At 40.0% G+C, this 26,042-nt stretch carries 20 protein-coding genes; 12 read left to right on the top strand and 8 right to left on the bottom strand.

All coding sequences use genetic code 11. From position 1 onward, the window contains the following. Position 1 precedes the first annotated feature (1 nt). The 7 genes from QQK09_RS03665 to hemW all read left to right on the top strand — a co-directional run bounded on the left by QQK09_RS03665 (position 2) and on the right by hemW (position 4,689). A complete protein-coding gene (locus tag QQK09_RS03665; protein WP_284202761.1) occupies positions 2-700 on the top strand; it encodes a YggS family pyridoxal phosphate-dependent enzyme in 699 nt (232 codons plus the stop codon). A 23-nt stretch (positions 701-723) separates the two neighbouring features. Further along, positions 724-1,548, top strand: a complete 825-nt coding sequence (gene proC, locus QQK09_RS03670) for a pyrroline-5-carboxylate reductase (RefSeq protein WP_284202762.1) — start codon at positions 724-726, stop codon at positions 1,546-1,548. 33 nt (positions 1,549-1,581) lie between these two features. Then, on the top strand, positions 1,582-2,124 hold the full coding sequence (locus QQK09_RS03675; protein ID WP_284202763.1) for a YggT family protein: 543 nt from the start codon (positions 1,582-1,584) through the stop codon (positions 2,122-2,124). Between the two features lie 6 nt (positions 2,125-2,130). Continuing rightward, positions 2,131-2,412: a DUF167 family protein YggU gene (gene yggU, locus QQK09_RS03680; RefSeq protein WP_284202764.1), complete on the top strand. Its 282-nt coding sequence runs from the start codon at positions 2,131-2,133 to the stop codon at positions 2,410-2,412. Between the two features lie 8 nt (positions 2,413-2,420). Further along, the gene (locus QQK09_RS03685; RefSeq protein ID WP_284202765.1) at positions 2,421-2,843 is read left to right on the top strand and encodes a DUF4426 domain-containing protein; all 423 of its coding nucleotides are present in this window, start codon (positions 2,421-2,423) and stop codon (positions 2,841-2,843) included. Between the two features lie 100 nt (positions 2,844-2,943). Further along, positions 2,944-3,549 (top strand): RdgB/HAM1 family non-canonical purine NTP pyrophosphatase, encoded by a 606-nt coding sequence (gene rdgB, locus QQK09_RS03690; RefSeq protein WP_284202766.1) that lies wholly within the window; start codon positions 2,944-2,946, stop codon positions 3,547-3,549. Further along, entirely contained in the window at positions 3,550-4,689 is a 1,140-nt protein-coding gene (gene hemW, locus QQK09_RS03695) for a radical SAM family heme chaperone HemW (RefSeq protein ID WP_284202767.1), read from the top strand. Here the strand turns inward: hemW and QQK09_RS03700 are convergent. The 7 genes from QQK09_RS03700 to purL all read right to left on the bottom strand — a co-directional run bounded on the left by QQK09_RS03700 (position 4,675) and on the right by purL (position 17,567). Next, positions 4,675-6,006: a HAMP domain-containing sensor histidine kinase gene (locus tag QQK09_RS03700; protein WP_284202768.1), complete on the bottom strand. Its 1,332-nt coding sequence runs from the start codon at positions 6,004-6,006 to the stop codon at positions 4,675-4,677. The two genes, hemW and QQK09_RS03700, sit on opposite strands and share 15 nt — an antisense overlap. After that, positions 5,987-6,661 (bottom strand): response regulator transcription factor, encoded by a 675-nt coding sequence (locus tag QQK09_RS03705; protein WP_284202769.1) that lies wholly within the window; start codon positions 6,659-6,661, stop codon positions 5,987-5,989. Before QQK09_RS03705 ends, QQK09_RS03700 begins: the two co-directional genes overlap by 20 nt. Before the next feature lie 171 nt (positions 6,662-6,832). After that, positions 6,833-8,296 (bottom strand): N-acetylglucosamine-specific PTS transporter subunit IIBC, encoded by a 1,464-nt coding sequence (nagE, locus tag QQK09_RS03710; protein WP_284202770.1) that lies wholly within the window; start codon positions 8,294-8,296, stop codon positions 6,833-6,835. A gap of 257 nt (positions 8,297-8,553) precedes the next feature. Next, entirely contained in the window at positions 8,554-9,312 is a 759-nt protein-coding gene (locus QQK09_RS03715) for a fumarylacetoacetate hydrolase family protein (RefSeq protein WP_284202771.1), read from the bottom strand. Positions 9,313-9,322: 10 nt separating this feature from the next. Further along, positions 9,323-10,801, bottom strand: coding sequence for a cardiolipin synthase (cls, locus tag QQK09_RS03720; RefSeq protein WP_284202772.1), 1,479 nt, complete (start codon positions 10,799-10,801; stop codon positions 9,323-9,325). 35 nt (positions 10,802-10,836) lie between these two features. Continuing rightward, positions 10,837-13,518, bottom strand: a complete 2,682-nt coding sequence (locus tag QQK09_RS03725) for a sensor domain-containing protein (protein WP_284202773.1) — start codon at positions 13,516-13,518, stop codon at positions 10,837-10,839. A 152-nt stretch (positions 13,519-13,670) separates the two neighbouring features. Then, entirely contained in the window at positions 13,671-17,567 is a 3,897-nt protein-coding gene (purL, locus tag QQK09_RS03730; protein WP_284202774.1) for a phosphoribosylformylglycinamidine synthase, read from the bottom strand. Between the two features lie 176 nt (positions 17,568-17,743). Here purL and mltF point away from each other — a divergent pair, with 176 nt between their 5' ends. Next, positions 17,744-19,273, top strand: coding sequence for a membrane-bound lytic murein transglycosylase MltF (gene mltF / locus QQK09_RS03735; protein WP_284202775.1), 1,530 nt, complete (start codon positions 17,744-17,746; stop codon positions 19,271-19,273). Positions 19,274-19,332: 59 nt separating this feature from the next. Here the strand turns inward: mltF and QQK09_RS03740 are convergent, their stop codons facing one another. Further along, on the bottom strand, positions 19,333-19,929 hold the full coding sequence (locus QQK09_RS03740) for a GNAT family N-acetyltransferase (protein WP_284202776.1): 597 nt from the start codon (positions 19,927-19,929) through the stop codon (positions 19,333-19,335). A gap of 239 nt (positions 19,930-20,168) precedes the next feature. Between QQK09_RS03740 and QQK09_RS03745 the strand changes: the two genes are divergently transcribed. The 4 genes from QQK09_RS03745 (at position 20,169) to QQK09_RS03760 (ending at position 25,941) form a co-directional block, all read left to right on the top strand. Next, positions 20,169-20,639 (top strand): CBS domain-containing protein, encoded by a 471-nt coding sequence (locus QQK09_RS03745; protein ID WP_284202777.1) that lies wholly within the window; start codon positions 20,169-20,171, stop codon positions 20,637-20,639. Positions 20,640-20,852: 213 nt separating this feature from the next. Continuing rightward, entirely contained in the window at positions 20,853-21,509 is a 657-nt protein-coding gene (locus tag QQK09_RS03750) for a TetR/AcrR family transcriptional regulator (RefSeq protein WP_284202778.1), read from the top strand. Next, a complete protein-coding gene (locus tag QQK09_RS03755; RefSeq protein ID WP_284202779.1) occupies positions 21,506-22,831 on the top strand; it encodes an efflux RND transporter periplasmic adaptor subunit in 1,326 nt (441 codons plus the stop codon). Before QQK09_RS03750 ends, QQK09_RS03755 begins: the two co-directional genes overlap by 4 nt. Then, positions 22,831-25,941: an efflux RND transporter permease subunit gene (locus QQK09_RS03760; protein WP_284202780.1), complete on the top strand. Its 3,111-nt coding sequence runs from the start codon at positions 22,831-22,833 to the stop codon at positions 25,939-25,941. Before QQK09_RS03755 ends, QQK09_RS03760 begins: the two co-directional genes overlap by 1 nt. Positions 25,942-26,042: the final 101 nt, after the last annotated feature.

The raw sequence follows: 26,042 nt of genomic DNA on the forward strand, positions 1-26,042 counted from the left end.
AATGACTCATATGCAAAAAAAAATAAATAGTGTTACACAAAAAATAGCCTATGCTGCCGCGCAAGTACAACGCAATGCAGATCAAATTCAACTATTAGCTGTGAGTAAAACTAAACCAGTTAATCTAATTAAACAGGCTTACCACGAAGGGCTACGCCATTTTGGTGAAAATTATGTACAAGAAAGCGTTGAAAAAATAAAAAAAATTAACGACGACAGTGACTTTAAAGAGCCAATCTACTGGTATTTTATTGGCCCATTACAATCAAATAAAACGCGCCCAGTTGCAGAGCATTTTGATTGGGTACAAAGTGTTGAGCGTTTGAAGATAGCACAACGACTTAATCAACAACGTCCACCGGAACTACCTCAGCTTAATATCTGTTTACAGGTCAATATTAGCGGAGAAGCAAGCAAGTCAGGTACTACTTTATCGCAAGTTATTGAACTTGCATCACAAGTTAGTGATCTACCACGCTTAAAGCTACGTGGTATTATGGCAATCCCAGAAAAAACAGAAAATATTCAACGTCTTGAAAAACAGTTTGATGAACTCCATAACATCTATCAAGAACTAAAAAATATATACCCAGAGGTCGACACACTGTCCATGGGCATGAGTGGCGACTTAGAAAGCGCAATTAAATGTGGCAGTACCATGGTGCGAATCGGCACTGATATTTTTGGTTCAAGAGATTAAAATTATAATTAGGGAATTAAACAATGTTACATAAAAAAATTACCTTTATTGGTGCTGGCAACATGGCATCAAGTATTATTAGTGGTTTAATAAAAGATGGTTACCCAAGCGATTTTATCTGTGCAAGTGAACCAAGTGCAGAAACAACCAATAAATTAGTACAGCAGTTAGGCATTAACGGCAGCCAAGATAATAATGCATCGGCAACCTGGGCTGAAGTGATTGTACTCGCCGTCAAACCGCAAATTATGGCGGTGGTTTGCCAAGCACTTGTTGATGCTGGTGTTGATTTTAGTAACAAGCTGGTTATTTCAATTGCAGCGGGAATTTCTGTTAATCGCTTACAAACAATACTCGGAGAAAATACCGCTGTTATCCGTGCAATGCCAAATACACCAGCATTATTACAAAAAGGGATGACCGGACTGTTTGCTTCAGCACAGGTTAATACTGAAAATAAAACCTTTGCCGAACAACTCATGCAAGCAGTAGGAGAGATGATCTGGGTTGATAAAGAGTCAATGATCGATGCCGTTATCGCTGCCTCTGGCTCTGCACCTGCTTATTTTTTCCTATTTATGGAAGCGATGCATGCAAAAGCGACACAAATGGGCTTTACTGATGAACAAGCAAAACAACTTGTTTTACAAACCGCATTAGGCAGTGCACAAATGGTCGAACAAAACCCAGATATTAGCCTGACAACATTACGTGAGAATGTCACCTCAAAAGGCGGTTCAACTGCAGAAGCGATTAAAACATTTAATGAGCACGGACTTTCAGAAACAGTAGCTAAAGCAATGCAAGCTGCCGCTGATCGTGGTGCAGAGATGGAATCTTTATTTTAATTTTTTATTTCCCTAAATAGGTAAAACGAACATATGAACTCAGTTAATTTTTTAGTTAATACCGTATTTGATCTCTACATTATGGTCATTCTGCTACGTGTTTGGTTACAAGTTGCACGCGCTGACTTTTATAACCCATTCAGCCAATTTATCGTCAAAGCAACCCAGCCAATTGTTGCCCCATTGCGCCGTGTTATACCAAGCTTAGGTGGTTGGGACTGCGCAACGATTGTGTTTGGTTTTATCGTCGCATGCTTAAAGGTGATATCACTCAGCCTAATCATGAATATGGCGCTTGATCCTACGATTATTGCTGTATCTGGATTAGTGATTTTGTTAACCGCCGTTTTCAAAATTATCTTCTGGGTACTCGTATTACGTGCAATTTTAAGTTGGGTAAGCCAAGGGCGTAACCCAATTGAAGCGGTAATGCATCAACTCAGTGAGCCATTACTTGCGCCAGTACGCCGTTTTATTCCCCCGATTGGTGGTTTAGACCTGTCGATGGTTGTGGTGCTGTTAGGCTTACAGTTTGTAGAAATTCTGGTCAATGATCTATTAAGTAAGTTATTTTAGCTATAAATGGATAAACCTTACCTCAAACAAGACGCCGACGATCTTTTGTTGCGTCTTGTTTTACAACCCAAAGCAAGCCGTGATGCTTTTGTAGGATTACATGGCGATGAGCTAAAAATTGCCATTACAGCGCCACCTGTTGATGGCCAAGCCAACAAGCACCTGATCAAGTTTCTTAGCAAGCAATTTAAAGTCCCTAAAAGTGCAGTCATTGTTGAGAAAGGAGCGCTTAATCGTCATAAACTAGTACGCATTAAAAACCCTAAAAAGATCCCAGACACTATTTAAGGAAAAATATGTTAAAACTACTCTTTGCAGCGCTCTTTACCCTTGTTAGTTTACCGAGCATTGCAGAACAAAAACAAGATTTTGCTAATCTTGAAGTTCACTATATCGCACTGCCCTCGATGTTCATTGAACCTGCTATCGCAGCACAATATGGGCTAAAACGCAGTAAGCACACAGGGCTAGTCAATATTTCTGTATTAGATAAAAATCAGCAGTCAATGCCAATTGAAGCTCAGCTAATCGGCATTGGTCGCAACTTAATTGGTCAAAAACAGCAACTCGCATTTAAAAAAATCAAAGAAGGAAAGTCGATCTATTACATCGCAACCTACCCCTTCACCAATGAAGAGATTGTAAAATTTGATGTGCAGATAAAAGCGCAGGACAAAACCAACCGTCTTAAATTCGAACATAAGTTTTATGTGGAATAAAAAACAATAAGGCTGAAAGGCTATAATGCGAGAACGCTGAAGGTATTTTACTTTCTAGCCTTCCTGCATTTAGCATTTTGGTCTGTATTTGGAGTAAAAAATGAATAAACAATGGGTACTGGCAACCGGCAACAAAGGTAAAGTCAAAGAGATGAGTGAGCTATTAAATAGTTTCTCGATCGATGTTTTACCACAAAGTCATTTTGATGTGAGTGAAGTCGCTGAAACAGGCACTACATTTGTTGAGAACGCAATTATTAAAGCGCGTCATGCAGCAAAAGTGACAGGGTTACCTGCTATCGCTGATGATTCAGGATTAGAAGTTGATTTTTTAAGTGGCCAACCTGGCATCTACTCTTCACGTTTCGCTGGTGAAAATGCCACAGATCAAGACAACATTGATCTACTATTAAGTCGATTAAAGGGTGTCGGTGAAGCACAACGCAACGCACGTTTTCAGTGTGTTTTGGTGTATATGCGTCACGAACTCGACCCAACACCGATCATCTGCCAAGGCACATGGGAAGGTACAATTACTGATAAAGAAAATGGCGAAAATGGTTTTGGTTATGATCCTATCTTTTGGGTTGAGTCTGACCAGTGTTCCTCAGCACAACTCACCAAACAACGTAAAAGTGAGTTAAGCCATCGCGGCAAAGCACTCACATTGTTAGTCGAAAAATTAAAAGTACAATTAGGCCAATAAATGCAATTACCACCACTGAGTCTTTATATCCATATACCATGGTGCATTGAAAAATGCCCATACTGCGACTTTAACTCGCACAAATTGCGTGGCGATATTCCAGAGCAAGCGTACCTACAAGCGCTGATTGACGATTTCAAAATCGATCTGGTTTATGCACAAGGGCGCATTATCGACACCATTTTTATCGGTGGTGGGACTCCTAGCCTTATTTCTGCAGCGGGTATTAAGTGGTTATTAACCGAAATCGAAAAAAACATTCCCTTTAAAAAAGAGATTGAGATAACCCTAGAAGCCAACCCCGGTGCCATTGAAAACAGTAAAATAGCGGAGTTTAAAGCAGCAGGTATTAGTCGCTTCTCCTTCGGAGTACAAAGTTTCCAGCAGGAAAAATTAACTAAGCTAGGGCGTATCCACGGCGTTGAAGAAGCGAAGTCAGCAGCGCTTCAAGCGAAGCACAGTGGCGTGAGTACATTCAACCTAGACCTGATGCATGGCTTACCAGATCAAAGCCTTGAGGATGCGTTATTTGACCTGCAAACGGCGATAGACTTACAACCAACGCACCTTTCTTGGTACCAACTAACCATTGAGCCAAATACGCAGTACTTTTCACACCCACCAACGCTGCCAGAAGATGAATTACTTTGGGAGATTCAACAAGCGGGAGTTAAGTTATTAGCCGATAATGGTTATCAACAATATGAGATTTCAGGATACTGTAAAGTAGGATTTGAGTGTCAGCATAACCTTAACTACTGGTCTTTTTCTGATTATATCGGCATTGGTTGTGGCGCCCATGGCAAGCTAACATTACCTCTTGAGAACAAAATAATACGCACCACTAAGATTAAGCATCCCAAAGGTTATTTAGATCAGAGTCGCCCATTTTTAGATAGCAGTGAAACGGTTGCAAAGGAAGATTTAGCGTTTGAATATATGATGAACCGTTTGCGTTTATTTGCACCGATTCCTTTTGCGGAGTTTGAACAATATACCGGGCTGAGTGTTGATACTATTTCAGATCCAATACAGCAAGCCATTAATAAGCAGCTATTAATAAAAAACAGCGACCATTGGTTAATGACAGACCTTGGTCACCGCTACCTTAATGAGTTACTACAATTATTTATGGACTAGATCGTTAAATAATAAACGCGCTCGTAAGCCTGGGGAGTTATCACTCAGGCTTATCTGACCATTGTGGATTTTCATCACTGTATTAACCAGTGCGAGACCTAAGCCAAAGCCATGTACTGAGCGACTTGGGTCTAAACGTACTAATTGATCTAATGCACGTTCGCGATCTTCTCTTTTAATCCCTTTACCGTTATCCGCAATAACCACACCGAAATAATCGATAATAATTTCTATCACCCCATTTTCTGGTGTGTATTTAATGGCATTATCCACTAAGTTAAATACCGCTCTAAACAATAGGCTTGGATTGCCCTGTAAAGCACATGACATATCAATAGTCAGGTAAATGGCCTGATTTTTTTCAGCAGCTAAAGGCTCAGTAAAATCTAATACGTCATTCACTATTTTCCCCAAATCACAACGTACTTTTTCAACCGGAACACGCCCTGTTTCTAAGTTATACAGTTCCATCATGCCACTAAATGTATCAATAAGTAGTGAGAAATCTTGCTGTATAGCGACTAATTGCTGCTCATTATTAACGGAAAACTGCCCACTGCTGAGTAGGTCTTCGATACGTAATTTAATACGCCCCATCGGCGTGCGTAAATCATGCGCAATATCCACCGTGAGCGATTTTAATTTTGATTCACTGCTCTCAAGTTGGTCCAACATACGGTTTAGGTGGCTAGCTAAGGTATCAAACTCATCCTGTTGCTCGCTCACTTTCAAACGGACACCGCGCTCTCCATGCATCACTCTATTCATTGTTTCATTAACCAAATTGAGCCGATTTAAAATACGCATCGCAATCCATGCAGCCATAATAAATAGAGTAAAAAAAGGAAAGAAAATTCCGCCTAAAAAAGAAGTATCCAATTTTTTCTTAAATTGCTGATAATGCTCTCTATCCATTCCAACAACCAACTCTCGACCATCCGCAAGTATAACTTTAGTCGCACGCATTGTAGGGTAATCGTTTATTGTAGGTTCCTGCTTAGTAGATTGTCGCTCTATTTGTGCGATAACGGGATAGTTACGATTTACTTCTGCATGATTTGACTCATTAAAGTGATAATAATATCGTTCCTCTTTTTTGAGCTTGGATAATGTCAGTGTTTCTTTCTTGGAGGCTTGTGCAAGTTTTTCAGATTCACTGATCAACCACTGGTCAAGGTTGTCGTTATACAACTCGACAGAGCGGTGATAAAGCTGGAACATCAATAATCCCATCATAAAAATAATAACGATAGAAAATGAAACCAACCACTTTAAAATCGATGAACTCGAAAGCGCTTTATGGTTGGCGAATAACATAACCCGCTCCACGTACTGTTTCTATTGGAGAGGAGAAACCTTTAATTTCTAATTTTTTACGTAATTTAGCAATGTGCACATCAATCACGTTAGTTTTAGGATCAAAGTGATAGTCCCAAACCGCTTCAAATAAACGCATACGTGAAACAACTTCATCCGGGTGCTGCATTAGATAGCTGAGTAAAACGAACTCTTTATTTTGTAATAAAATAGATTGTTCATGGTAGGTCACTTTTTGTGAAAGCAGGTTAAGTGTAAGTGGACCTATTTTTATTTGATTGTTATGAGTTATCGGGCGATGTCGGCGTAAAATAATATTAACCCTTGCTAATAATTCCACCAGCGCAAAAGGTTTGGTTAAGTAATCATCACTGCCTGCGGTTAGCCCTTCAACGCGTTGCTCAACACTATCAAGCGCACTTAAAATTAACACCGGTGTATTTATCTCGGTAGCGCGCATCGCAGCAAGTAATTTTAAACCATCTAAACTAGGTAGCATCCGATCAAGAATAACCAATTGATATTCACAACTAATAACCATCATTAGTCCTTCTTTACCATCACCGGCACTATCAACAACAAAGCCTTCTTGCATTAATGCTTTAACCACAAATTCACGCGTGGTTTGATCATCCTCTACAACTAATATTTTCATCTGCATGCCTACTGGAGTTCATACAATAATTTATACTGTACTTTATACCGGATATAGTAACAAAAAAGGCGACCCGAAGGTCACCTTTAATAACATGCTAAATAATCTAATAAAATTATTTAACTTAGGAGAGTCTTTACTGATAACTTATTAATAAGCTATCTTTTAACACTATTTTTTTAAAGCAATTTTCATTGCGTCAGCAACTTTATCTACCTTGCCTAATCCGATGATAACTTGAAGTCCCTCTTTACCCATTGGAACAACAGCGACAGCACCAAGTGCTTTTAGCGCATCTTGATTAGCTAATGCAGAGTCTTTTACTGTTAAACGTAAACGTGTAATACAGTTATCAACTTCAACGATGTTATCGTCTCCGCCAAGCTCTTTAATATATGCTAGCGCGAGTGTCGGCATATCAGTTTCAGTTTCACCTTCAGCAGCATTCATATCTTCACCACGTCCCGGCGTGTTTAGATTGAATTTTTGAATAATGAAACGGAATAGGAAGTAATAAACAGTAAAGAAAACCAGACCTTGCGCGATTAACATATACCATTTAGTCGCTAACGGGTTTTGACTTGATAATACAAAATCAACGAAACCAGCAGAGAAACCAAATCCAGCCATCCACTCCATGCTTGCTGCAATATAAAGCGAAATACCTGTTAATACTGCATGTACAAGGTAAAGCGCAGGCGCTAAGAACATAAAGCTAAATTCAAGTGGTTCTGTGATACCTGTAAAGAAAGAGGCCATCGCTGCGGCAATCATAATAGAGAAAACTTTATCTTTATTACGCGCTTCTGCACAGTGGTACATAGCAAGTGCCGCACCCGGTAAACCAAACATCATGATAGGGAAGAAACCTGCTTGGTACATACCTGTTTTACCAACAATACCCGTACCATTAGCAATAGAGGCTGCGCCACCTAAGAAGTTTGGAATATCATTAATACCAACAACATCAAACCAAAAGATTGGGTATAGAGCATGATGCATACCAACCATTAACATAAGGCGGTTAAAGAAACCAAATAGACCTGCACCAACAGCATCAAGTGACTGTAAGTATTGACCAAAAGTACTTAACCCTTCAAAGATAATTGGCCAAACATAAAGGAATACAAATGCTAATAACATACCAGCAATAGAAGTTAGGATAGGAACTAAACGCTTACCACTAAAGAAAGCTAACGCTTTTGGTAACTCTACCGTTGAAAATTTATTATAAATTTCAGCAGAAATAATACCGATTAAGATGCCGATAAATTGATTGTTAATACTACCAAAAGCAGCTGGTACTTCGCTAATATCAACCCCTTCTAATTGTGCAACAGCAGCAGGAGAAAGTAGCGTTGTTAGTACCATGAAAGCAACAAAACCAGAAAGTGCGGCATTACCGCTTTTATCTCGACTTAAACCAAATGCAACACCAATAGCAAACAACAATGCCATATTGTCGATAATCGCACTACCTGATTTAATTAGGAAAGCAGCGACAATACTTTCACTACCCCAACCAACAGGATCGATCCAATAACCAATCCCCATTAAAATAGCGGCTGCTGGTAATGTTGCCACTGGCACCATCAAAGCTTTACCCACTTTTTGCATATAACCGAGTACGTTCATAACTTCCCCTTTTGAATTAAAATAATAGGGTAAGTATAAGAAGAGAAAGATTAAGCCAAACTGTTGCCAACATTAACGATTGTTAATGTTCGTAGATAAAGTGTGATGTCAGTCGAGGGGATTGAAAAAACAAAGAAAAGGAAAAAAATAGGCGCTCAATCATTGCTGTTGAACGCCAGTAAAAGGCAAAATTAATTTACCTTTAACGACGATAACAGGATGACTGAGCGCCTATCAAAACAATAATTGAGAGAGGTTTACAGCTCTTTAAACGTTACTTTATATTCACCAAGATCTGCATAGCTAATTGCCGTTTCTTGGTTAAAGTCAACTTCAACGATACCTTTGTAAGAACCGGTAATAAATGCTTGCCCAGCTTTAAAGTTAACGCCACGTTGGCTCATAAAGTTAATCATCCATTGCACAGGCTTGTATGGTAATTCATTTGGATGTGAACCTTCCATCTCTTGCTTGCCAGACTGTTGATCAAAAGTAATATTAATTTTACTTGCAGCATATGCTTTACTTTTTTCGATCTCAGGACCTAAGAAAAGACCTTGGTTAACCATACCATCTGCTAGTTTTTCAAAAAATGTTGCATCTGGATATTCACGGTAACGTGCTTGCATAAGCTCTAACGCCATATGACAACCTTTAATCGCAGCATCTACTTCATCCGCTGTGTAGCCTTCTGCACGGGCAGGAAGATCCGTACCAAGTACAAATGCAATCTCTGGCTCAACACGTGCTTTACCACCATCCATAAACAGTGCACAGTTATCACCCGATTGCAGTGTATCTGCGAAGATAGGCGCGGCGATAATATTGCCGTTCTCTAACGGTAATAAACATTTCCAGCCAGCAACAGCATCACTACGCAATGCAATCATCTCAGCTTGAATTTGAAATGCATGTTCGCAATCTTTAGGGCTTAGTTCTGCGGCTAAAGGCGTAACGGTAACACCCGCTTTACGATTATTAAGTAAGTGCTGTGCTGCTTGTTGATTATTATTCATTTTTTTCTCATTATAAAAGGGGACTAAATAGGTAAGCAGAGCTCTCTAAGAGTTTCTTAAAATAGCTGCGCTTATTCCACTCACTCAAAACTAATTGTTGTGACGCTAACAGATAATGCATCTGTGTAGTTAATAGCTCGCCGGCAAACTCACTGTTATCAATTAACATGGTCATTTCAAAATTTAACCAAAAACTACGTCTATCTAGATTAACCGTGCCGACTAACGCAATCTCTTCATCTACCACGATACTCTTGGTATGCAGTAGACCGCCATGGAATTTATAAATTTTTACCCCTGAGGTCAATAGCTCTTCAAAAAAAGCACGCGAGGCATACTTAACCATCACCGAGTCATTTTTAGCAGGTAAAATAACTTTTACATCCACACCTCGCATTGCAGCAACCTGCAATGCAGCCAGTAAACTATCATCAGGCACAAAATAGGGGGTAGTTAATACCAGACTATATTTGGCTTCATAAATTGCAGTTAATAATACTTGATGGATGCTAGCAATACCAAATCCGGGACCAGAGGGGATAAGTTGAGCATACTGTTCGCCTACAATCGGAAAACGATTTTTATCCGCACTTGGTAGAGGAATATTTTGCTGAGTTTCAAGGTACCAATCCCAAATAAACAGTCCTTGCATCTGCTGAATAATAGGTCCTTTGCAACGTACCATAATATCGACCCACTGCCCTACGCCTTGATCTGTTTTAAAATAAGCAGGGTCCACCAAGTTCATACTGCCCGTATAGGCAACATCATCATCAATACAGACTAACTTACGATGCATACGCAGATCTTGGCGTTGAAACAATAATCGAAATGCACCAACCGGTAGCGCCTCAACAACCTCAATACCCGCCTCTCTTAACTGCTTAGGTTTCTTACCTTTAAAGAACGCATTACTGCCCACAGAATCAAGCAATAATTTACACTCTACACCACGCTGTGCAGCGGCCATCAACGCATCTAGTAGCGGATCAACCAATCCACCCTCATTACAGATATAAAACATCAGATAACAACGTGTTTTAGCACCTTTAATTTTATCGGTCAGCTCCATCAAAATTTGATCCGTTGAATCAAGTAAATGATGGTCATTACCGAGCATCATCGGTACACCCGTGTAGGATTGGATAAAACGCTGCATAGATGCAACTGAAGGAGAGATTACATTTTCTGGTAAACGATTTTCTTGTACTTCATCATCGAGCCATTGTTTAAAGCTACCCGCCATCGTTTCACTGCGCTTATGGCGTTTTTTACCAAGGTGAAGCTCACCAAAAATAAAATAACCAATAATACCCAGTAACGGCACAGCATAAATCAGGAATAACCAAGCAAGTGAGACACCAATCGGCTTGCGCTTAATAATAACGCGAAGTGAAGTCCCTAATAATAGTGAAAAATAGATCGTTGCAGAGAGTGCAACATAAGCAGCACTCTCAAACCATTCATGCTCTAAAGAGAAAAAATCCATCTATTTATTTACCTTAAAAAACGCAAAAGCAGTCACTACTTTTTCTTATGACAGCGTAAATAAAAAGTCGCTTCACTCACTTTCATAGGTTGTGGATGATACGGCTTAGCAGGGGAAATTTCATGCTCTTGAATAAACGCGTCCTGCTCATCGCTATTAATCACCTCACCAACAACATCAACCCCTAATTCACGGGCTAAGGACATCACTGATTTAATCATTGCTTGACCCACTAAACGTCCCGGCACATGCTGAATATAATCTTCGGCAATTTTGAACTTTTCAATGCCTAAGGGTTCAATATAATGAAATACTGGAATATCAGCCCCAAAGCCTGAAATGGTAATCGCAATGCCTAGTTTATGGATATTAAACAGGTTTTCATGCACGGTATAATTATGCGAGTCAAAGGTTGCCTCTTCTACTTCAAACTCAATATCTTTTACACTACAACCACTCTCTTTTACGATCGTTTGAATATCTGCGATCAAGCTAATTTGCTCAAGTTGACTTGCTGAAAAATGGATCGCAATACGCCCAAAGAAGATATTCGCTTTTTTCCAACGCACAGTCTGTAACGCTACTTTTTCTAACATGTGCAAGCCAAGTTGAACCAGCAAGCCACTCTCTTCAGCTAAACTTAAAAATTGATCCGGTAATAATACCCCATGCTTAGGATGGTTCCAGCGCCATAGGCTTTCCATCGCAACAATCAGCTTTTTATTAAGATCATATTGAGGCTGGTAATAAAGCTCAAACTGATCTTCTTGTATGCCAATATTTAACTCTTCTTCTAACTGTAATTGCTCTGAAGATTGTTGTGTTAATTGGTCGGTATAAAAGTGGTATGAGCTACGCTGATCACCTTTGGCACGCTGCATCGCCTTTTCTGCATTCAATAACAGCGTATCGGCATCAATACCATCATCTGGATATAAACCAATCCCCATCGTTGCGCTCAGTGACGCACCAATATCAGCAATCGTAAATTGATGATCAAATTCTTGTGTGACCTTTTGTGCAACCAATGCGGCATCATGTTCATTTTTAAGGTTATCAATAACAATAACAAACTCATCATCACCAAAACGCGCGACAGTATCTTTTTCAGAGATACAGTTTTTTAACCGAGAGGCGATCTGTTGCAGTGCTTTATCTCCCTCATTATGTCCATACTGGTCATTAACGAGCTTAAAGCGATTAATGTCTATTAATATTACCGCCACAGCTGTTTCATTAAAGCGCGCACGATTAATCGCATCTTCAAGTTTAGTGAAGAGTGCAATACGGTTTGCTAACCCCGTTAAAGGATCATGTTTAGATAAGAACTGAATTTTACTTTCGATGTTCTTGTTTTGGCTTAAATCAGTAAAAGAGTAAATATGATTACTCGCTCCTTCCTCTAATTTAACAACATAGGCATCGAGCCACGCAAAGCGTATTTCCCCTAGTTTATTGTGATAGGTAATATCACCTTTCCACTCTCCTTCAGCTTCCAACTTTTTAAAGAGTTTTGAATTGAGTTCTTGAGGCAAGACTTCTTTTACTGTTTGACCGAGTAATTCTGATTTACGCACACCGAATAATTGACAAGCAGAGCGGTTGATAGAAACAATATCGCCCATTTGATCGGCAACAATAATATTTTCTTGGCTATTTTCAAAAACAGCATTAGCTACTTTTAAACGTTTTTGTAAGCGATGGTGTGCAGTAATATCACGGCCGATACCAATTAACCCTTGTACTGCACCTTTATTATCTAATAAGGGTACTTTTTTCATATCAATGAAGTGGCGCTCTCCATCAACGTAGGTGAGATACTCCTCTCCTGAGTACGTCTCAATTTTAGCCATCACATCTTGATCTTGCTGCTGACACATAATGGCTTGATCAATGGCAAAGAATTGTTCGTCAGTTTTACCCAATATTTTATGTTCAGGCTGACCGATAAATTTTTCAAACTGTTTATTACAACCAAGAAAACGACTTTTTAAATCTTTAAAGAAGATAAGATCGGAAGAGATATCAGCCGTTGCACGTAACATCATGCGCTCTTTCTCGATATTGCGTCGAGCATCATTAAGCGCGGTAACATCAAATACAAGACCAATTTGAATATCCGTTGAATCGATAAACTGCTTACGGAATACAACCTCTCTACGTACTCCGTTTAGATCATGTAATTCGCATTCATAAAGATGTGTCTTGCGATCTTCACGCATCTTTTCATCAATCAATGCCAAGCCCGCTTTCACATCACAAGGTAAAAAATGCGAAATGTTTTTACCAATTATATCGTCAACGATTACACCCATATGTGCTGCAAATGACTGGTTGCAAACGATAACTTCGTTATTTTTATTTTTATAGTAGATGGGAATAGAAATACAGTTGAGTGCTTTTTTTACATCATCACTAATTAACTGTTGTTCTGAAGGCGTAATCAAATCTTCTGGAGTAACAGGAGTATCATTTAAATAAAGGGTTTTGAGCTGTGGGAATTGCTGTTTAATACGCTTTTTAGCGAGCATCGAAACAGTTTGTTCTGAAATTAAATAGTGATAATTATCTTCACCTAATAGCGCAACAACTTCATTACCACTCAGAATATGTTTTATAGAATAAGGTATTTTTTCATTGTCACCATTAAGCGTGACTAATAACGCTTCAACTAACCCTATATTATTACCAACATATAAAACTTTTTTTATACCCATAGATAAATATACTACCTTGCTGTTATATTTCATTAACTTATTGCTTTTAATCAATAAGTTATAAGCTGTTACAGAATGTTACATTATAGAGCACCCTTAAAAAAAGGGATCATTAGATCCCTTTTTTTACACTTTATTATGCCTTTTTATGACTAACCTAACTGTTTACGCACGTTTCTAAACATACGCATCCATGGGCTATCTTCTTTCCACTCATCAGGGTGCCATGAGTTAGCTACCGTTCTAAATACACGCTCAGGATGAGGCATCATAATAGTAACGCGACCATCTTGCGATGTTAAACCTGTAATACCATTTGGTGAACCATTCGGGTTAGCAGGATAAGCTTGTGTATTATTACCGTAGTTATCGATGAAACGTAGCGCAATGTTACCACTTGCTTCAATCGCCGCTAGATGCTGCGCATCTTTCACTTCCACGCGACCTTCGCCGTGAGAAACTGCGATAGGCATATGTGAACCTGCCATATCGTTTAAGAATAACGAGTTATTCTTTTGTACTTCAACTAAGCTGAAACGTGCTTCAAAACGCTCAGAGTTATTGCGTACAAAACGTGGCCATAAATCCGTACCCGGAATTAGTTCGTGTAGGTTAGATAACATCTGACAACCGTTACACACACCTAATGCAAATGAGTTTTCACGCTCAAAGAATGTTTGGAACTGGTTACGCGCCTGTTCATTAAACAGAATCGATTTAGCCCAACCTTCACCCGCGCCTAATACGTCACCGTAAGAGAAACCACCACAAGCGACTAAGCCTGCAAAGTCTTCTAATTGCACGTTGCCCGCTAATACGTCACTCATGTGAACGTCAATCGCAGAGAAACCAGCACGATTAAAGGCTGCAGCCATCTCTTGTTGAGAGTTAACGCCCTGCTCACGTAAGATTGCCATGCGTGGTAATACACCCGTTGCAATATAAGGCGCTGCAACATCTTCATTGATATCAAAACTAAGCTTAGTGTTTAAGCCAGGATCTTTATCATCTAATTTCAGGTCAAACTCTTGTTGTGCACATTCAGAGTTATCGCGTAACGATTGCATTTTCAGTGTTGTTTCAGCCCAAATACCACGGTATTCACTGCGTGGTGCAACTAATACATCTTTGCTATCACGGGTAAATTCGATTTGGTCTTTATCATTTAAAGAACCAATCACTAACGCGTTAGTTGTTAAACCATGACCCGCTAAGGTATTTAATACTGCTTCTTTATCTTCACGTTTAACTTGGATAACCGCGCCTAACTCTTCCGAGTAAAGAGCAGCAAAATCATCGTGACCTAATTGATCAAGTTTAACCGTTACACCACAGTGACCAGCAAACGCCATCTCTGTAATAGTTGAGAATAAACCGCCGTCACTTCTATCGTGGTATGCCAGTAGTTTTTGCTCGCTAACTAGTTTCTGCATCGCATTGAAGAAACCTTTTAATAACTCAGGGTTATCAAGGTCTGGCGTAGCATCACCTAACTGTTTGTAAACTTGAGCAAGTGATGAACCACCTAAACGGTTTTGGCCATTACCTAGGTCAACTAAAATTAGGTCTGTTTCACCTTGGTCTGTGCGTAGTTGCGGCGTTACCGTATTACGGATATCGCGAACCGCACCAAAGGCAGTGATGATTAATGATAACGGAGAGATAACTTCTTTATCGTCGCCCGCTTCATCTTGCCAGCGTGTCTTCATCGACATTGAATCTTTACCCACTGGGATAGTTAATTCAAGTTCAGGACAAAGCTCTTCGCCAACCGCTTTAACCGCTTCATATAAACCCGCATCTTCACCTGGGTGACCTGTTGCAGACATCCAGTTAGCAGACAGTTTAATACGTTTGAAATCACCGATATCAGAACAAGCAATATTAGTAATTGATTCCGCCACTGCCAAACGAGCAGATGCGCCAAAGTTAAGTAGTGCCACTGGCGTACGTTCACCTAATGCCATCGACTCACCAAAGTAACTGTCGTAGCTTGCTGCAGTTACCGCACAATCGGCAACAGGTACCTGCCAAGGACCAACCATTTGGTCACGCGCAACTAAACCTGTAACACTTCGGTCACCAATAGTGATTAAGAATGTTTTTTCAGCAATTGATGGCAAACGTAATAAACGTTCAGCAGCATCTTTAATGCTTGCACCTGAAAGATCTAACGCTTTGCCCTGTGCATTTTGTGATTTAACTTCACGATGCATTTTAGGTGCTTTACCTAATAAGACTTCTAGCGGCATATCGATTGGTTTGTTATCAAACTCAGGATCGTTAAGTGTTAAATGCATCTCTTCAGTTGCTTCACCGATCACAGCATATAATGCACGTTCACGTTTACAGATAGCTTCAAAAGTCGCTAGATTTTCAGGCTTAACCGCCATTACATAACGTTCTTGAGATTCATTACACCAAATTTCATGGGGTGCCATGCTTTTCTCATCGTTCGGAATCGCACGTAAATCAAAAATACCACCACGGCCGCCATCATTTACAAGTTCAGGCATTGCGTTTGATAGACCACCCGCACCCACATCGTGGATAAATTGGATAGGGTTATCTTCACCCATCTGCCAACAACGGTCGATCACTTCCTGACAACGACGTTCCATCTCTGGGTTTTCACGTTGTACTGAAGCAAAATCTAAATCTTCTGTTGATGCGCCAGAATCCATTGAAGAGGCTGCACCACCGCCTAAACCGATGTTCATTGCTGGACCACCTAATACAATTAGCTTCGCGCCAACAGGGATCTCTTTTTTCTGAACATGTTCACGGCGAATATTACCTAAACCACCTGCCAACATAATTGGTTTGTGGTAACCACGAATTTCAGAGCCATTATGGCTTTCTACTTGTTCTTCGTAAGTACGGAAGTAACCTAGAATATTTGGACGGCCAAATTCATTATTAAATGCAGCGCCACCTAGTGGGGCTTCTAGCATAATATCTAATGCAGAAACGATACGGCTTGGCTTACCAAAATCAGTTTCCCATGGTTGCTCGAAGCTTGGAATACGTAGATTAGAAACAGAGAAACCCACTAAACCTGCTTTTGGTTTAGAACCAATACCGGTTGCGCCTTCATCGCGGATCTCACCACCAGAACCAGTAGCCGCACCAGGGAACGGAGAGATAGCCGTTGGATGGTTATGCGTTTCAACTTTCATCAAGATATCGATATCTTCGTGATGGTAACCAAATTCACGGTCATCAACGCTTGGGAAGAAACGACCAGCTTTGTAACCTTCCATTACAGCGGCATTATCGCTGTAAGCAGATAAAACATGTTCAGGGTGTAATTCATGGGTATTACGAATCATTTTGAACAATGATTTAGGCTGTTTTTGGCCATCAATTGTCCAATCAGCATTGAAGATTTTATGACGACAATGCTCTGAGTTTGCCTGTGCAAACATCATTAATTCGATATCGTTAGGGTTACGGCCTAACTTAATAAAGTTTTCAACCAAATAATCAATTTCATCATCAGCAAGTGCAAGCCCTAAACTAACGTTAGCAGCTACCAGTGCAGAACGACCAGCACCAATCACATCAACACTGCTCATTTTGCCAGGTGTACCTTGTACAAACAGTTGTTGTGCATCTTCTAATGAAGTAAATACAACTTCCATCATGCGATCATGCAATAAAGCAGCAAGTTGAGTGCTTTGTTCGCCGATAAGTTCTGAAGATGTTTCGATGTAATAAGCGATACCGCGTTCTAGACGTTTAACCTTTGTTAAACCACAGTTGTTTGCGATGTCGGTTGCTTTTGAAGACCAAGGAGAGATAGTGCCGGGGCGAGGTGTAACGAATAATAATGTACCAGTGGGTTCGTGCTCTGCTATTTTGGGACCGTATGTAAGCAGTTTTTCTAGTACGACTCGCTCTTTTTCATCAAGGTAGTCCGTTAAATCAGCAGCATGCATATACTCTGCATAAATTTGCGTAACAGGTAGATTCAGTGCCTCACAGTTTTTTAGTAGCTGGTTAACACGAAATGTAGATAGGGCTGGTGCCCCACGCAAAATGTCCATAGGTTATTTCTCTCGTTAGATAAATAAAAATGATCTCGGGTAAGTTCGCTATTATAAGCAAAAAGCGTTTTGTATTAAATAGAAACCATCTATAGTCAGCCTTTATTTCTTCAATCTCTATAATTTTTGCAAAAAGTTACCCAAAACAGTCCTGGTAATGGAAGCTGGATCCCTTAATGACAATGAAATTATTTACGCGAATAACCCAATTTATCTCTATCAGCCTAACTATTTTACTACTGAGCGCCTGCAACCCGTTCATACAGACTAGTAACTTAGAAAAAATTCAAAAACGTGGTGACATCATCATGGGGACCATCAATAGCTCTTTAACCTATGGCTACGATGGCACCAATTACACGGGATTAGATTACGAACTAGCAAAGCAGTTTGCTAGCTACCTTAATGTCAAATTAACCATCAAAGAATACGCCTCTCTGGATGAGCTATTTCTTGCACTTGATGAGGAACAGGTCGACTTTTTAGGCTCAGGTCTGACATTAACGCCCAACCGTGCTGAAAAGTATCGCAGTTCTCCGCCCTATTATTATGTTTCTCAGAAATTGGTTTATCACAAAGGTACTTATCGCCCCCGTGAAATAGCAGATATTAACGCCCCCGTTAGCGTTTTGAAAAATAGCAGCCATGAAGAAACTCTAAATACATTCGCGAAAGACAATGCAAATATTGAAATAGTTGTCTCTAACGATCAAGATCAAGAAGCATTGCTGCTAAAAGTCGCTGAAAAAGAGATTAAATTTGCCATTGTTGACAGCTCAACGCTGGCACAAAAACAACGCTATTACCCCGTTTTAGCAGAAGCATTTACAATTTTAGAAAAACAACCCGTCGCTTGGTTAATCAAAAAAGAGCAAGACGATACTTTGTATGCCGGCATGATTGAGTTTATCGGCAACAAATATAATGACCAGACCATTGCCAAACTTGAAGAAAAATATTTTGGTCATGTTGGTCATTTTGACTATGTTGATACACGCATTTTTTTAAGGCGCATTGAAAAAACACTGCCTAAATATGAAGCCTTGTTTAAGAAATATGAAACACCTGAGGTGAGCTGGCAACTATTAGCAGCAGTGAGTTATCAAGAGTCACATTGGAATCCTCTCGCAAGATCACCAACAGGCGTTAGGGGCATGATGATGTTAACGCTTGATACAGCTAATTATGTCGGCATTAAAAATCGTCTTGATGTTGAACAAAGCATCCAAGGTGGGGCAAAATATCTGACACAACAGATAAAACGCCTGCCTAACAGTATTATTGAAGATGAAAAAGTATGGTTTGCTTTGGCCAGTTATAACATTGGGTTTGGTCATTTAATGGATGCTCGCCGCATCACCACCATGAAGAAACAAAACCCTAACTCATGGACCAATGTGAAAGATAATTTACCACTATTACATCAGCGTGAGTGGTTTCAAAAAACCCGTTACGGTTATGCTCGAGGACGCGAAGCACAGCACTATGTAAATAATATTCGCCAGTATTTAATTACCATCAACTGGTATGTCTATGAACGGGAAAAAGCACTAGCACTAAAAATAGAGCAAGAGAAACAAGCGGAACAGGAACGGTTAGCGCAGCTTAAAGCGGCAAGTGAGGCGCTTGCAACACAAACAAGTGCGGCATTGGAAACAAGTAATAATGCAGATAAATTAGAAACGATCCAACAAGATAATAAGTGATTATTATAACGTACTAATCTACAGGTGAACTTTCACCTGTAGATTGCAACAATTTCAGATTACAACTTCATACCATAAGTAATCGAGTGCTTAAACTCACCAATCGCCTGAAAGCCAAGTTTTTCATAAAAGGAAACAGCCCCTGTGTTTGCTCGTGAAACTTCAAGGTGCACGCCGGGTATTTTCAGCTCCTTTAACTTATTAATAAAAGCCACGATCAATTTACGCCCTAACCCAGCTCTTTGGATATTCGGCAATAAACTAATATGCAGGTGAGCGGGGTAATCTGCAAACTCAGGACGAGCATGATAACCATGATGAATCATTAACAGCATATTATCGGTTAATGAGTCCTCTCGCTCAACCTCTAGCGGGTACTGCTCACGTAATTTAGGAAACCAATCCTGAGCTGTCTGTTGAGCAAACAATGATGATGACTTACAACCGACAATATACCCACAGGCTTCATTATTATGAGACGCAACAAAGCAAACCTCAGGGTCTAGCACTGCATAAGGGGCGGCATAATAATGCCCCATCAATTTTTTATCGGTCAATAAATGACTCGCATCACGCCCACCATCACCGGTTTGTAAACAGATCTGATAGAGAGAAGATAAATCTTCTGGATGGTAGGGACGAATTTGAAATGGCATATATTTCCGTACTTAATGAACAAATCATTAAAACATAATATGTCATGAAAACTTATTCGCCTAAGCAGAAATAAGTAAACAATATAACTAGAAAATAGACTTCTTGACTACTTTTATTGCCTTATTGTAAGGAAATTGATAATAAAATCCTATCAGATCAATAACTACAATCACTTTTACCTATCCATCATTTTGAAATAATATCGCTTTTAGCCACTAAAAATAATAAGGAAATAATGATGAGTACACTACAAGTTCAGCAGATAATGGATAAACAACCGATTACAGTGCAATGTCAGACACCATTAACCTCTATTATTGATACATTAATAAGCAGTCAACAAACACAATTACCAGTGGTAAATAGCCACCATCAATTATTAGGCATGGTTTCGCTTATTGATGTGCAGAAAGCGTTATTAGTGGGTGCTTATCATTGCGATCAACCGGTCAAAGTAAATGAGATAATGGCAAAAGAGTTTATCTGCTTGAGCGCAGACGAAGATTTGTCAGAAGTTGCAATAAAAACCCAACGACAAGCAGATAATGTATTCCCTGTATTAAAAGAAGATAAACTCATTGGGATGATGAAACGTGCCGATCTACTTATATATTTACAAAATAACCTGACCCATTGCTCACAAATAAAACAAATAAAATACAGTACTAGCAGGCGTTTTTTAACACCACATCGAGAGGGTCACGACTAAGCTTGACGCTTTCACTGGCCTAATAGGGTTAACTTACCCGCCCCCCTTTATTCCCCTATGATCCATTAAACTTTTTAACTCGTACAGATCCCTTTAATTCAGCAATTTAAACTATTTCAGGAATTATTTTAGTAACCTACTATTAAGGGATTGTTATATCCTATTCATCATTTGATGAATTACAAACAGTGTTGTTATGGGGTGAATTAAGCGATGAGTACGATAAAAAAGTCAGGGCGTCCTAGTATCAATAATAATAAACGTGGCAAGCTAATCATCGCAGCCAAAAAACTATTCGTTATCTACGATTATGACAAAGTATCAATAAGAGCAATCGCAACAGAGGCGGGAGTTGATAGCGCTTTAATTCGTTATTATTTTCAATCTAAATTAGGCCTGTTTACAGCCATGGTGCAACAAACAGCAGAGCCCGTGGTTGCGCAATTTGATAAACAACTCAACGCACTTAGTCCCGACAGTGCGCACGAGTTAATGACCACCTATTATCAGGTCATGAGCCAAAACCCTGACTTTCCTAAGTTGATATTTAAAATTGCATCGATGCAGGAAAATGAGCACAGCCAAGTATTAAAGAAAATTTTAAGCGATGTCCTTAACCCTAAAAATGTAAAACTATTTAGCCTCATGAAACAACAGGGTTTACTGCAGGATCATGTTGACCCGCTGTGCATGCAAATTAGTTTTTTTAGCATGATGGTCTTTCCATTTTTAATGCCTGAGTTTTTCAAACAGGTTTTACAACTAGATATTACCCCTGAATTTATGACCCACCTTGCTTTGCAAAATCAGCAACTATTACAGCATGGCTGCATTAAGCCAGCTACAACAGAGACAAAGGACATTTCATGATCATCCCTAAAAAACGCTTTTTAATCCTAGGTATCATTGCAGGCATTGCTGTTTTAGTTTTCTCTGTACTATCAAAATCATCTCCTGAAGTACTGCCTAATTTTGATAAAGCACGCCTTGTTGATGTTATACCATTAACAGCCAGTAATAGTGCGCCAGAAATAATTGCCTACGGACGCGTTGAGCCAAAGCATAGCTGGCAAGCAATTGCAGAGGTCAGCGGTAAGGTTACCTATCGTCATCCAGAGCTAGAAAGCGGACGCCTATTAAAAGCGGGTACCTTAGTGTTAAAAATTGATCCGTTAGAGTATCAACTTAAGCAATCGCAAGCTCAAGCAAACCTAAACATGGCCAATGCACAACTTAAACGCCTCGACCAAGAACAGAGCAACCTCATCACCAGTCTTGATATCGAAAAGCAAAAACTCACATTAGAAGAACAAGAGTATCAGCGTAAGTTAGAGTTAAAGAAAAAAAGCCTTATCTCAAACTCTGAAGTAGAAGCACAAAATCAGTCCCTCTTGATTCAAACTAAATTGGTACAGGATTTAAGTAGTTCTTTAAAGTTATTACCCGATGATAAAAAAGTCGCACAAGCACAGGTTAATATCAATCAAGCCCTACTTGATGATGCGCAACGCCAACTTGATAATACCCAAATCGTATTGCCCTTTGATGCACGTATCGCCGCCGTCAGTATCGAGCAAGCGCAAGCAGTGAGCATGGGCAGCACGATGTTTGAAGCGCAGCAACTAGGTACTGTTGTAATTAAAGCAGAACTATCACTCAAAGATGCAGAGTCATTAATGCTTAGCGTGCAAAGTAAAAAATCACATGATGGTAACTTGCCCGATATTGAGAAATTAGGGTTAGTTGCCAATATCGAATTACAGATGGGTTCAAAGCTACATCAATGGCCTGCAACGCTAACGCGGATTGCGGACAACATTAACCCAGACCAAGCGACGATTGGTTTTTATTTAGAAGTACAACAAGATATTAAAGGCCATGATTTAACAGACAAGCCACCATTAACAAAAGGTATGTTCGTGAGTGCTCGCCTGCAAGGGTTTAACTCACAACAGTTTGTTATTTCAGAACAAGCCCTGCATGGCGAACATATTTATATCATGGATAGTGAGAACAAACTGAGCATTCGTAAGGTAGCAGTAAATTTTCGTAATAATCTCGGTGTTGCGATCACCGGAGATTTTAAACAACAAGAACGATTAATTGTAAATGATCTCATTCCAGCGATTCCAGGCATGTCTTTAAAGCTAACACAAGATACACCTGTTAATGCCAATGAGGAGGCGAAATAGTGATTAAGTTATTCACCCGCCACCCGACCGTCGCAAACCTGTTAATGCTGACCTTTTTTGTATTAGGTCTCAGCAGCATAGGTAACATTAAACGCGAGACATTCCCTGAATTTTCGCCACCCTACATCATTGCAAACGTAGTTTATCCGGGCGCTTCTCCCGCTGAAGTAGAGGAAAGCTTATGTCTGCGTATGGAAGATGCAGTAGACGGATTAAGTAATATTGAAGAGACCAAGTGTGATGCACAGGAAGGCTTTGCATCACTGACCGTAAAAATGGATGAAAAGGCAGACATCGGCCGTGCATTGGTGGATATTCAAACCGAAATCAATGCCATTAAGGACTTTCCTAGCCAAATAGATCCACCCACAGTAAAAGAGCTAGATTGGGCTGAACCAGTCGTTGATATCGCTATTTCAGCACAAGCAAGTTGGCCACACTTAAAAGCCTACGCTGAACAGCTAAAGCGCACCCTAAAAATTGATTATGATGTCAGTTTGGTAACCGTATCGGGTTTCTCCGACCATCAACTACGCGTTGAATTAAATGAACAAGATATCCGTCATTTAGGATTAACTGTTGCACAAGTTGCCGATAAAATTGGCCGCCAAAATGTAAAAATGCCCGCCGGCAATATCGAACTGAGTGATAAAAATCTATTGATTCGTTTCGATGAACGCAAGGTTACCCCGCAGGATTTAGGTACCACGATTGTCGCGTCACTGCCCGATGGTGGTGTGGTCCGCTTAAGTGATGTCGCAACGATTACCGACCGATTTGAATTAGAGGAATCAAAGATCCTGTTTAATGGCAAGCCTACTGCGATGTTAAAGATCCAAAAAAACAAAGCAGATGACGCACTACGCATTAAAGAGCGCGTTAATGAGTTTGTTGCATATCAGCAAAACATAGCCCCTGATGGTGTCACACTAACCATGACTAACGATATGTCATCCTTGTTACAAGACCGCTTAAGTATGCTGCTTAAAAATGGCTGGCAGGGGATCATTCTGGTATTTCTGTCGATGTGGCTATTTTTCTCACTGCGTTACTCATTTTGGGTTTCAGCCGGACTTCCTGTTGCCTTTTTAGGTGGGTTGTTCTTGATGAGCTTATTTGGGGTTTCTATTAATATCATGACCCTCGTGGGTTTATTGATGGCGATAGGCATCATGATGGATGATGCGATTGTAATTGCAGAATCCGTCGCGGCGCATATTGAGAAAAAAATCCCCGTTCATGATGCCGTTATACAAGGTGTAAAAAAAGTCGCACCGGGAGTTATCTCCTCTTTCTTAACCACTATTTTCATCTTTGGTAGCTTGTTATGGCTAGATGGTCAGATGGGCAAAGTTTTATCAGTGGTGCCATTGGTACTGATTTTAGTTTTAAGCATTAGCTTAATCGAAGCTTTCCTGATTTTACCGAGCCACTTATATCACTCACTCTCTAAGCCAGAGAAAAAGGATACTACCCTTAAATTTAAACGCGTGTTTTTAGAGAAGTTCGAAGGCTTTAGAAATGTAACCTTAGTAAAATGGGTCACCTTTGTTGTTAAATGTCGTTACGCCAGTATCGGCCTAACAATTGGTGCACTATTTGTCTCCTTTGCATTGGTCGCAGGTGGCGGTTTAAAATTTTTACCCTTCCCCGATTTAGATGGTGATATTGCTGAAGCGCGAATTATTTTACCGCCCGGTTCAACACTTAAACAAACCGAAGCAGTTGCCAACCACATCATCGCTAGCGCAAAGGTGATCGGTAAAGAACTGACTGCTGATAATGGTGAACCGGCTGAATTGATTCGAGATATCACCGCGCACTATAACTTTAATGCCGATGCTGGGGAAAGTGGTCCACATGTCGCGACAGTTCGCCTCGACCTATTATCTGCAGAAATACGCAAAAGCTTAATGGCAGACATTCTTGATGCGTGGCGCTTACAAACAGGAGATTTAGCCGCGCCAATCTCATTGGTATTTAAGCAACCTTCGATGGGACCTGCAGGACGTGATATAGAAGTACGTTTAAAACATGAAGATTTAACCCAATTAAAACAAGCCTCGGTAGAATTACAAAGCTACTTAAGCCAGTTTCAGGGAGTTAATGGTATTTTAGATGATATGCGTCCGGGTAAAGAGGAGGTGATCATTAAACTTAAAGCGGGAGCTGAAAATTATGGTGTCGATGGGCAAACAATTGCATCGCAACTTCGCTCAGCCTACTTTGGTCAAACCGCTGATGAAATTCAAGTCGGTCCTGAAAATATAGAGATCCAAGTTCAACTCAATAAGCAGCAGGCAGGTAATCTGCAAGCATTAGCTAATTTCCCGATCATTTTGGATCAAAATACGCAAATTCCGTTAAGCGCGGTGGCGACGTTAAGCAGTGATCGTTCATTTGTACGCATTCAGCGTATCGATGCACAACGCACGGTGACGGTAATGGCAGATGTTGATAGCCATAAAGCCAATGGTTCAGAAATTGTTAGCAATATGCGCGCAAGTTTTATTCCACAGCTATTACAACAATACCCTGGCTTAAAAGTAGATTTTGAAGGATCTACCAAAGAATCGGCAAAAACAGCGAGCTCTTTAATAACCGGATTTAGTATTGGCCTATTTGGACTATTTGCGATTTTAAGCTTCCAATTCAGAAGTTATTTAGAACCGTTTGTGGTGATGTTAGCGATTCCTCTCGCCTTGATAGGCGTATTATGGGGACATTGGTTAACGGGTCATAACCTGTCGATGCCATCGATATTAGGCTTTGTTTCACTCGCGGGGATTGTGGTGAATGACTCTATCTTGCTAGTGCAATATATTCGTCATCATGTTGATGATGGTGATAGCGTCCATGAATCAGTGATTAAAGCGAGCCGCGATCGATTCAGAGCAGTATTCTTAACCTCGCTAACAACTGCCGCAGGTTTATTACCATTGCTGTTGGAAACTAGCTTACAAGCACAGGTAGTACAACCGATCGTGATCTCAATTGTATTTGGTATTTTCAGCTCAACGCTATTGGTGCTGTTTATCATCCCCAGCGCCTATGCCATTTTAGCGGACTTTAACTTGGTGCATAAGCATAAAGCGTTGGATGAGCATTAACGAAAATCTAGCTTTCAGTTTTTAGCTGTCAGCGATCAGCCAAAATAAAAAAGCCCCATTTTCGCCTTTGAAAATGGGGCTTTTTATTACAACAGTTAAAA

Origin of the sequence: Psychromonas marina (assembly GCF_030161115.1) — a bacterium.
GTDB lineage: Bacteria > Pseudomonadota > Gammaproteobacteria > Enterobacterales > Psychromonadaceae > Psychromonas > Psychromonas marina.

What these genes read in the sequence shown, in the direction of transcription:
- nagE (WP_284202770.1), bottom strand. Translation starts at nt 8,296, where the DNA reads ATGAACGTACTCGGTTATATGCAAAAAGTGGGTAAAGCTTTGATGGTG.
- QQK09_RS03750 (WP_284202778.1), top strand. Translation starts at nt 20,853, where the DNA reads ATGAGTACGATAAAAAAGTCAGGGCGTCCTAGTATCAATAATAATAAA.
- yggU (WP_284202764.1), top strand. Translation starts at nt 2,131, where the DNA reads ATGGATAAACCTTACCTCAAACAAGACGCCGACGATCTTTTGTTGCGT.
- QQK09_RS03755 (WP_284202779.1), top strand. Translation starts at nt 21,506, where the DNA reads ATGATCATCCCTAAAAAACGCTTTTTAATCCTAGGTATCATTGCAGGC.
- QQK09_RS03725 (WP_284202773.1), bottom strand. Translation starts at nt 13,518, where the DNA reads ATGGGTATAAAAAAAGTTTTATATGTTGGTAATAATATAGGGTTAGTT.
- proC (WP_284202762.1), top strand. Translation starts at nt 724, where the DNA reads ATGTTACATAAAAAAATTACCTTTATTGGTGCTGGCAACATGGCATCA.
- QQK09_RS03740 (WP_284202776.1), bottom strand. Translation starts at nt 19,929, where the DNA reads ATGCCATTTCAAATTCGTCCCTACCATCCAGAAGATTTATCTTCTCTC.
- purL (WP_284202774.1), bottom strand. Translation starts at nt 17,567, where the DNA reads ATGGACATTTTGCGTGGGGCACCAGCCCTATCTACATTTCGTGTTAAC.
- hemW (WP_284202767.1), top strand. Translation starts at nt 3,550, where the DNA reads ATGCAATTACCACCACTGAGTCTTTATATCCATATACCATGGTGCATT.
- QQK09_RS03715 (WP_284202771.1), bottom strand. Translation starts at nt 9,312, where the DNA reads ATGAATAATAATCAACAAGCAGCACAGCACTTACTTAATAATCGTAAA.
- cls (WP_284202772.1), bottom strand. Translation starts at nt 10,801, where the DNA reads ATGGATTTTTTCTCTTTAGAGCATGAATGGTTTGAGAGTGCTGCTTAT.
- QQK09_RS03745 (WP_284202777.1), top strand. Translation starts at nt 20,169, where the DNA reads ATGAGTACACTACAAGTTCAGCAGATAATGGATAAACAACCGATTACA.
- QQK09_RS03700 (WP_284202768.1), bottom strand. Translation starts at nt 6,006, where the DNA reads ATGTTATTCGCCAACCATAAAGCGCTTTCGAGTTCATCGATTTTAAAG.
- mltF (WP_284202775.1), top strand. Translation starts at nt 17,744, where the DNA reads ATGACAATGAAATTATTTACGCGAATAACCCAATTTATCTCTATCAGC.
- QQK09_RS03665 (WP_284202761.1), top strand. Translation starts at nt 2, where the DNA reads ATGACTCATATGCAAAAAAAAATAAATAGTGTTACACAAAAAATAGCC.
- QQK09_RS03675 (WP_284202763.1), top strand. Translation starts at nt 1,582, where the DNA reads ATGAACTCAGTTAATTTTTTAGTTAATACCGTATTTGATCTCTACATT.
- QQK09_RS03705 (WP_284202769.1), bottom strand. Translation starts at nt 6,661, where the DNA reads ATGAAAATATTAGTTGTAGAGGATGATCAAACCACGCGTGAATTTGTG.
- rdgB (WP_284202766.1), top strand. Translation starts at nt 2,944, where the DNA reads ATGAATAAACAATGGGTACTGGCAACCGGCAACAAAGGTAAAGTCAAA.
- QQK09_RS03685 (WP_284202765.1), top strand. Translation starts at nt 2,421, where the DNA reads ATGTTAAAACTACTCTTTGCAGCGCTCTTTACCCTTGTTAGTTTACCG.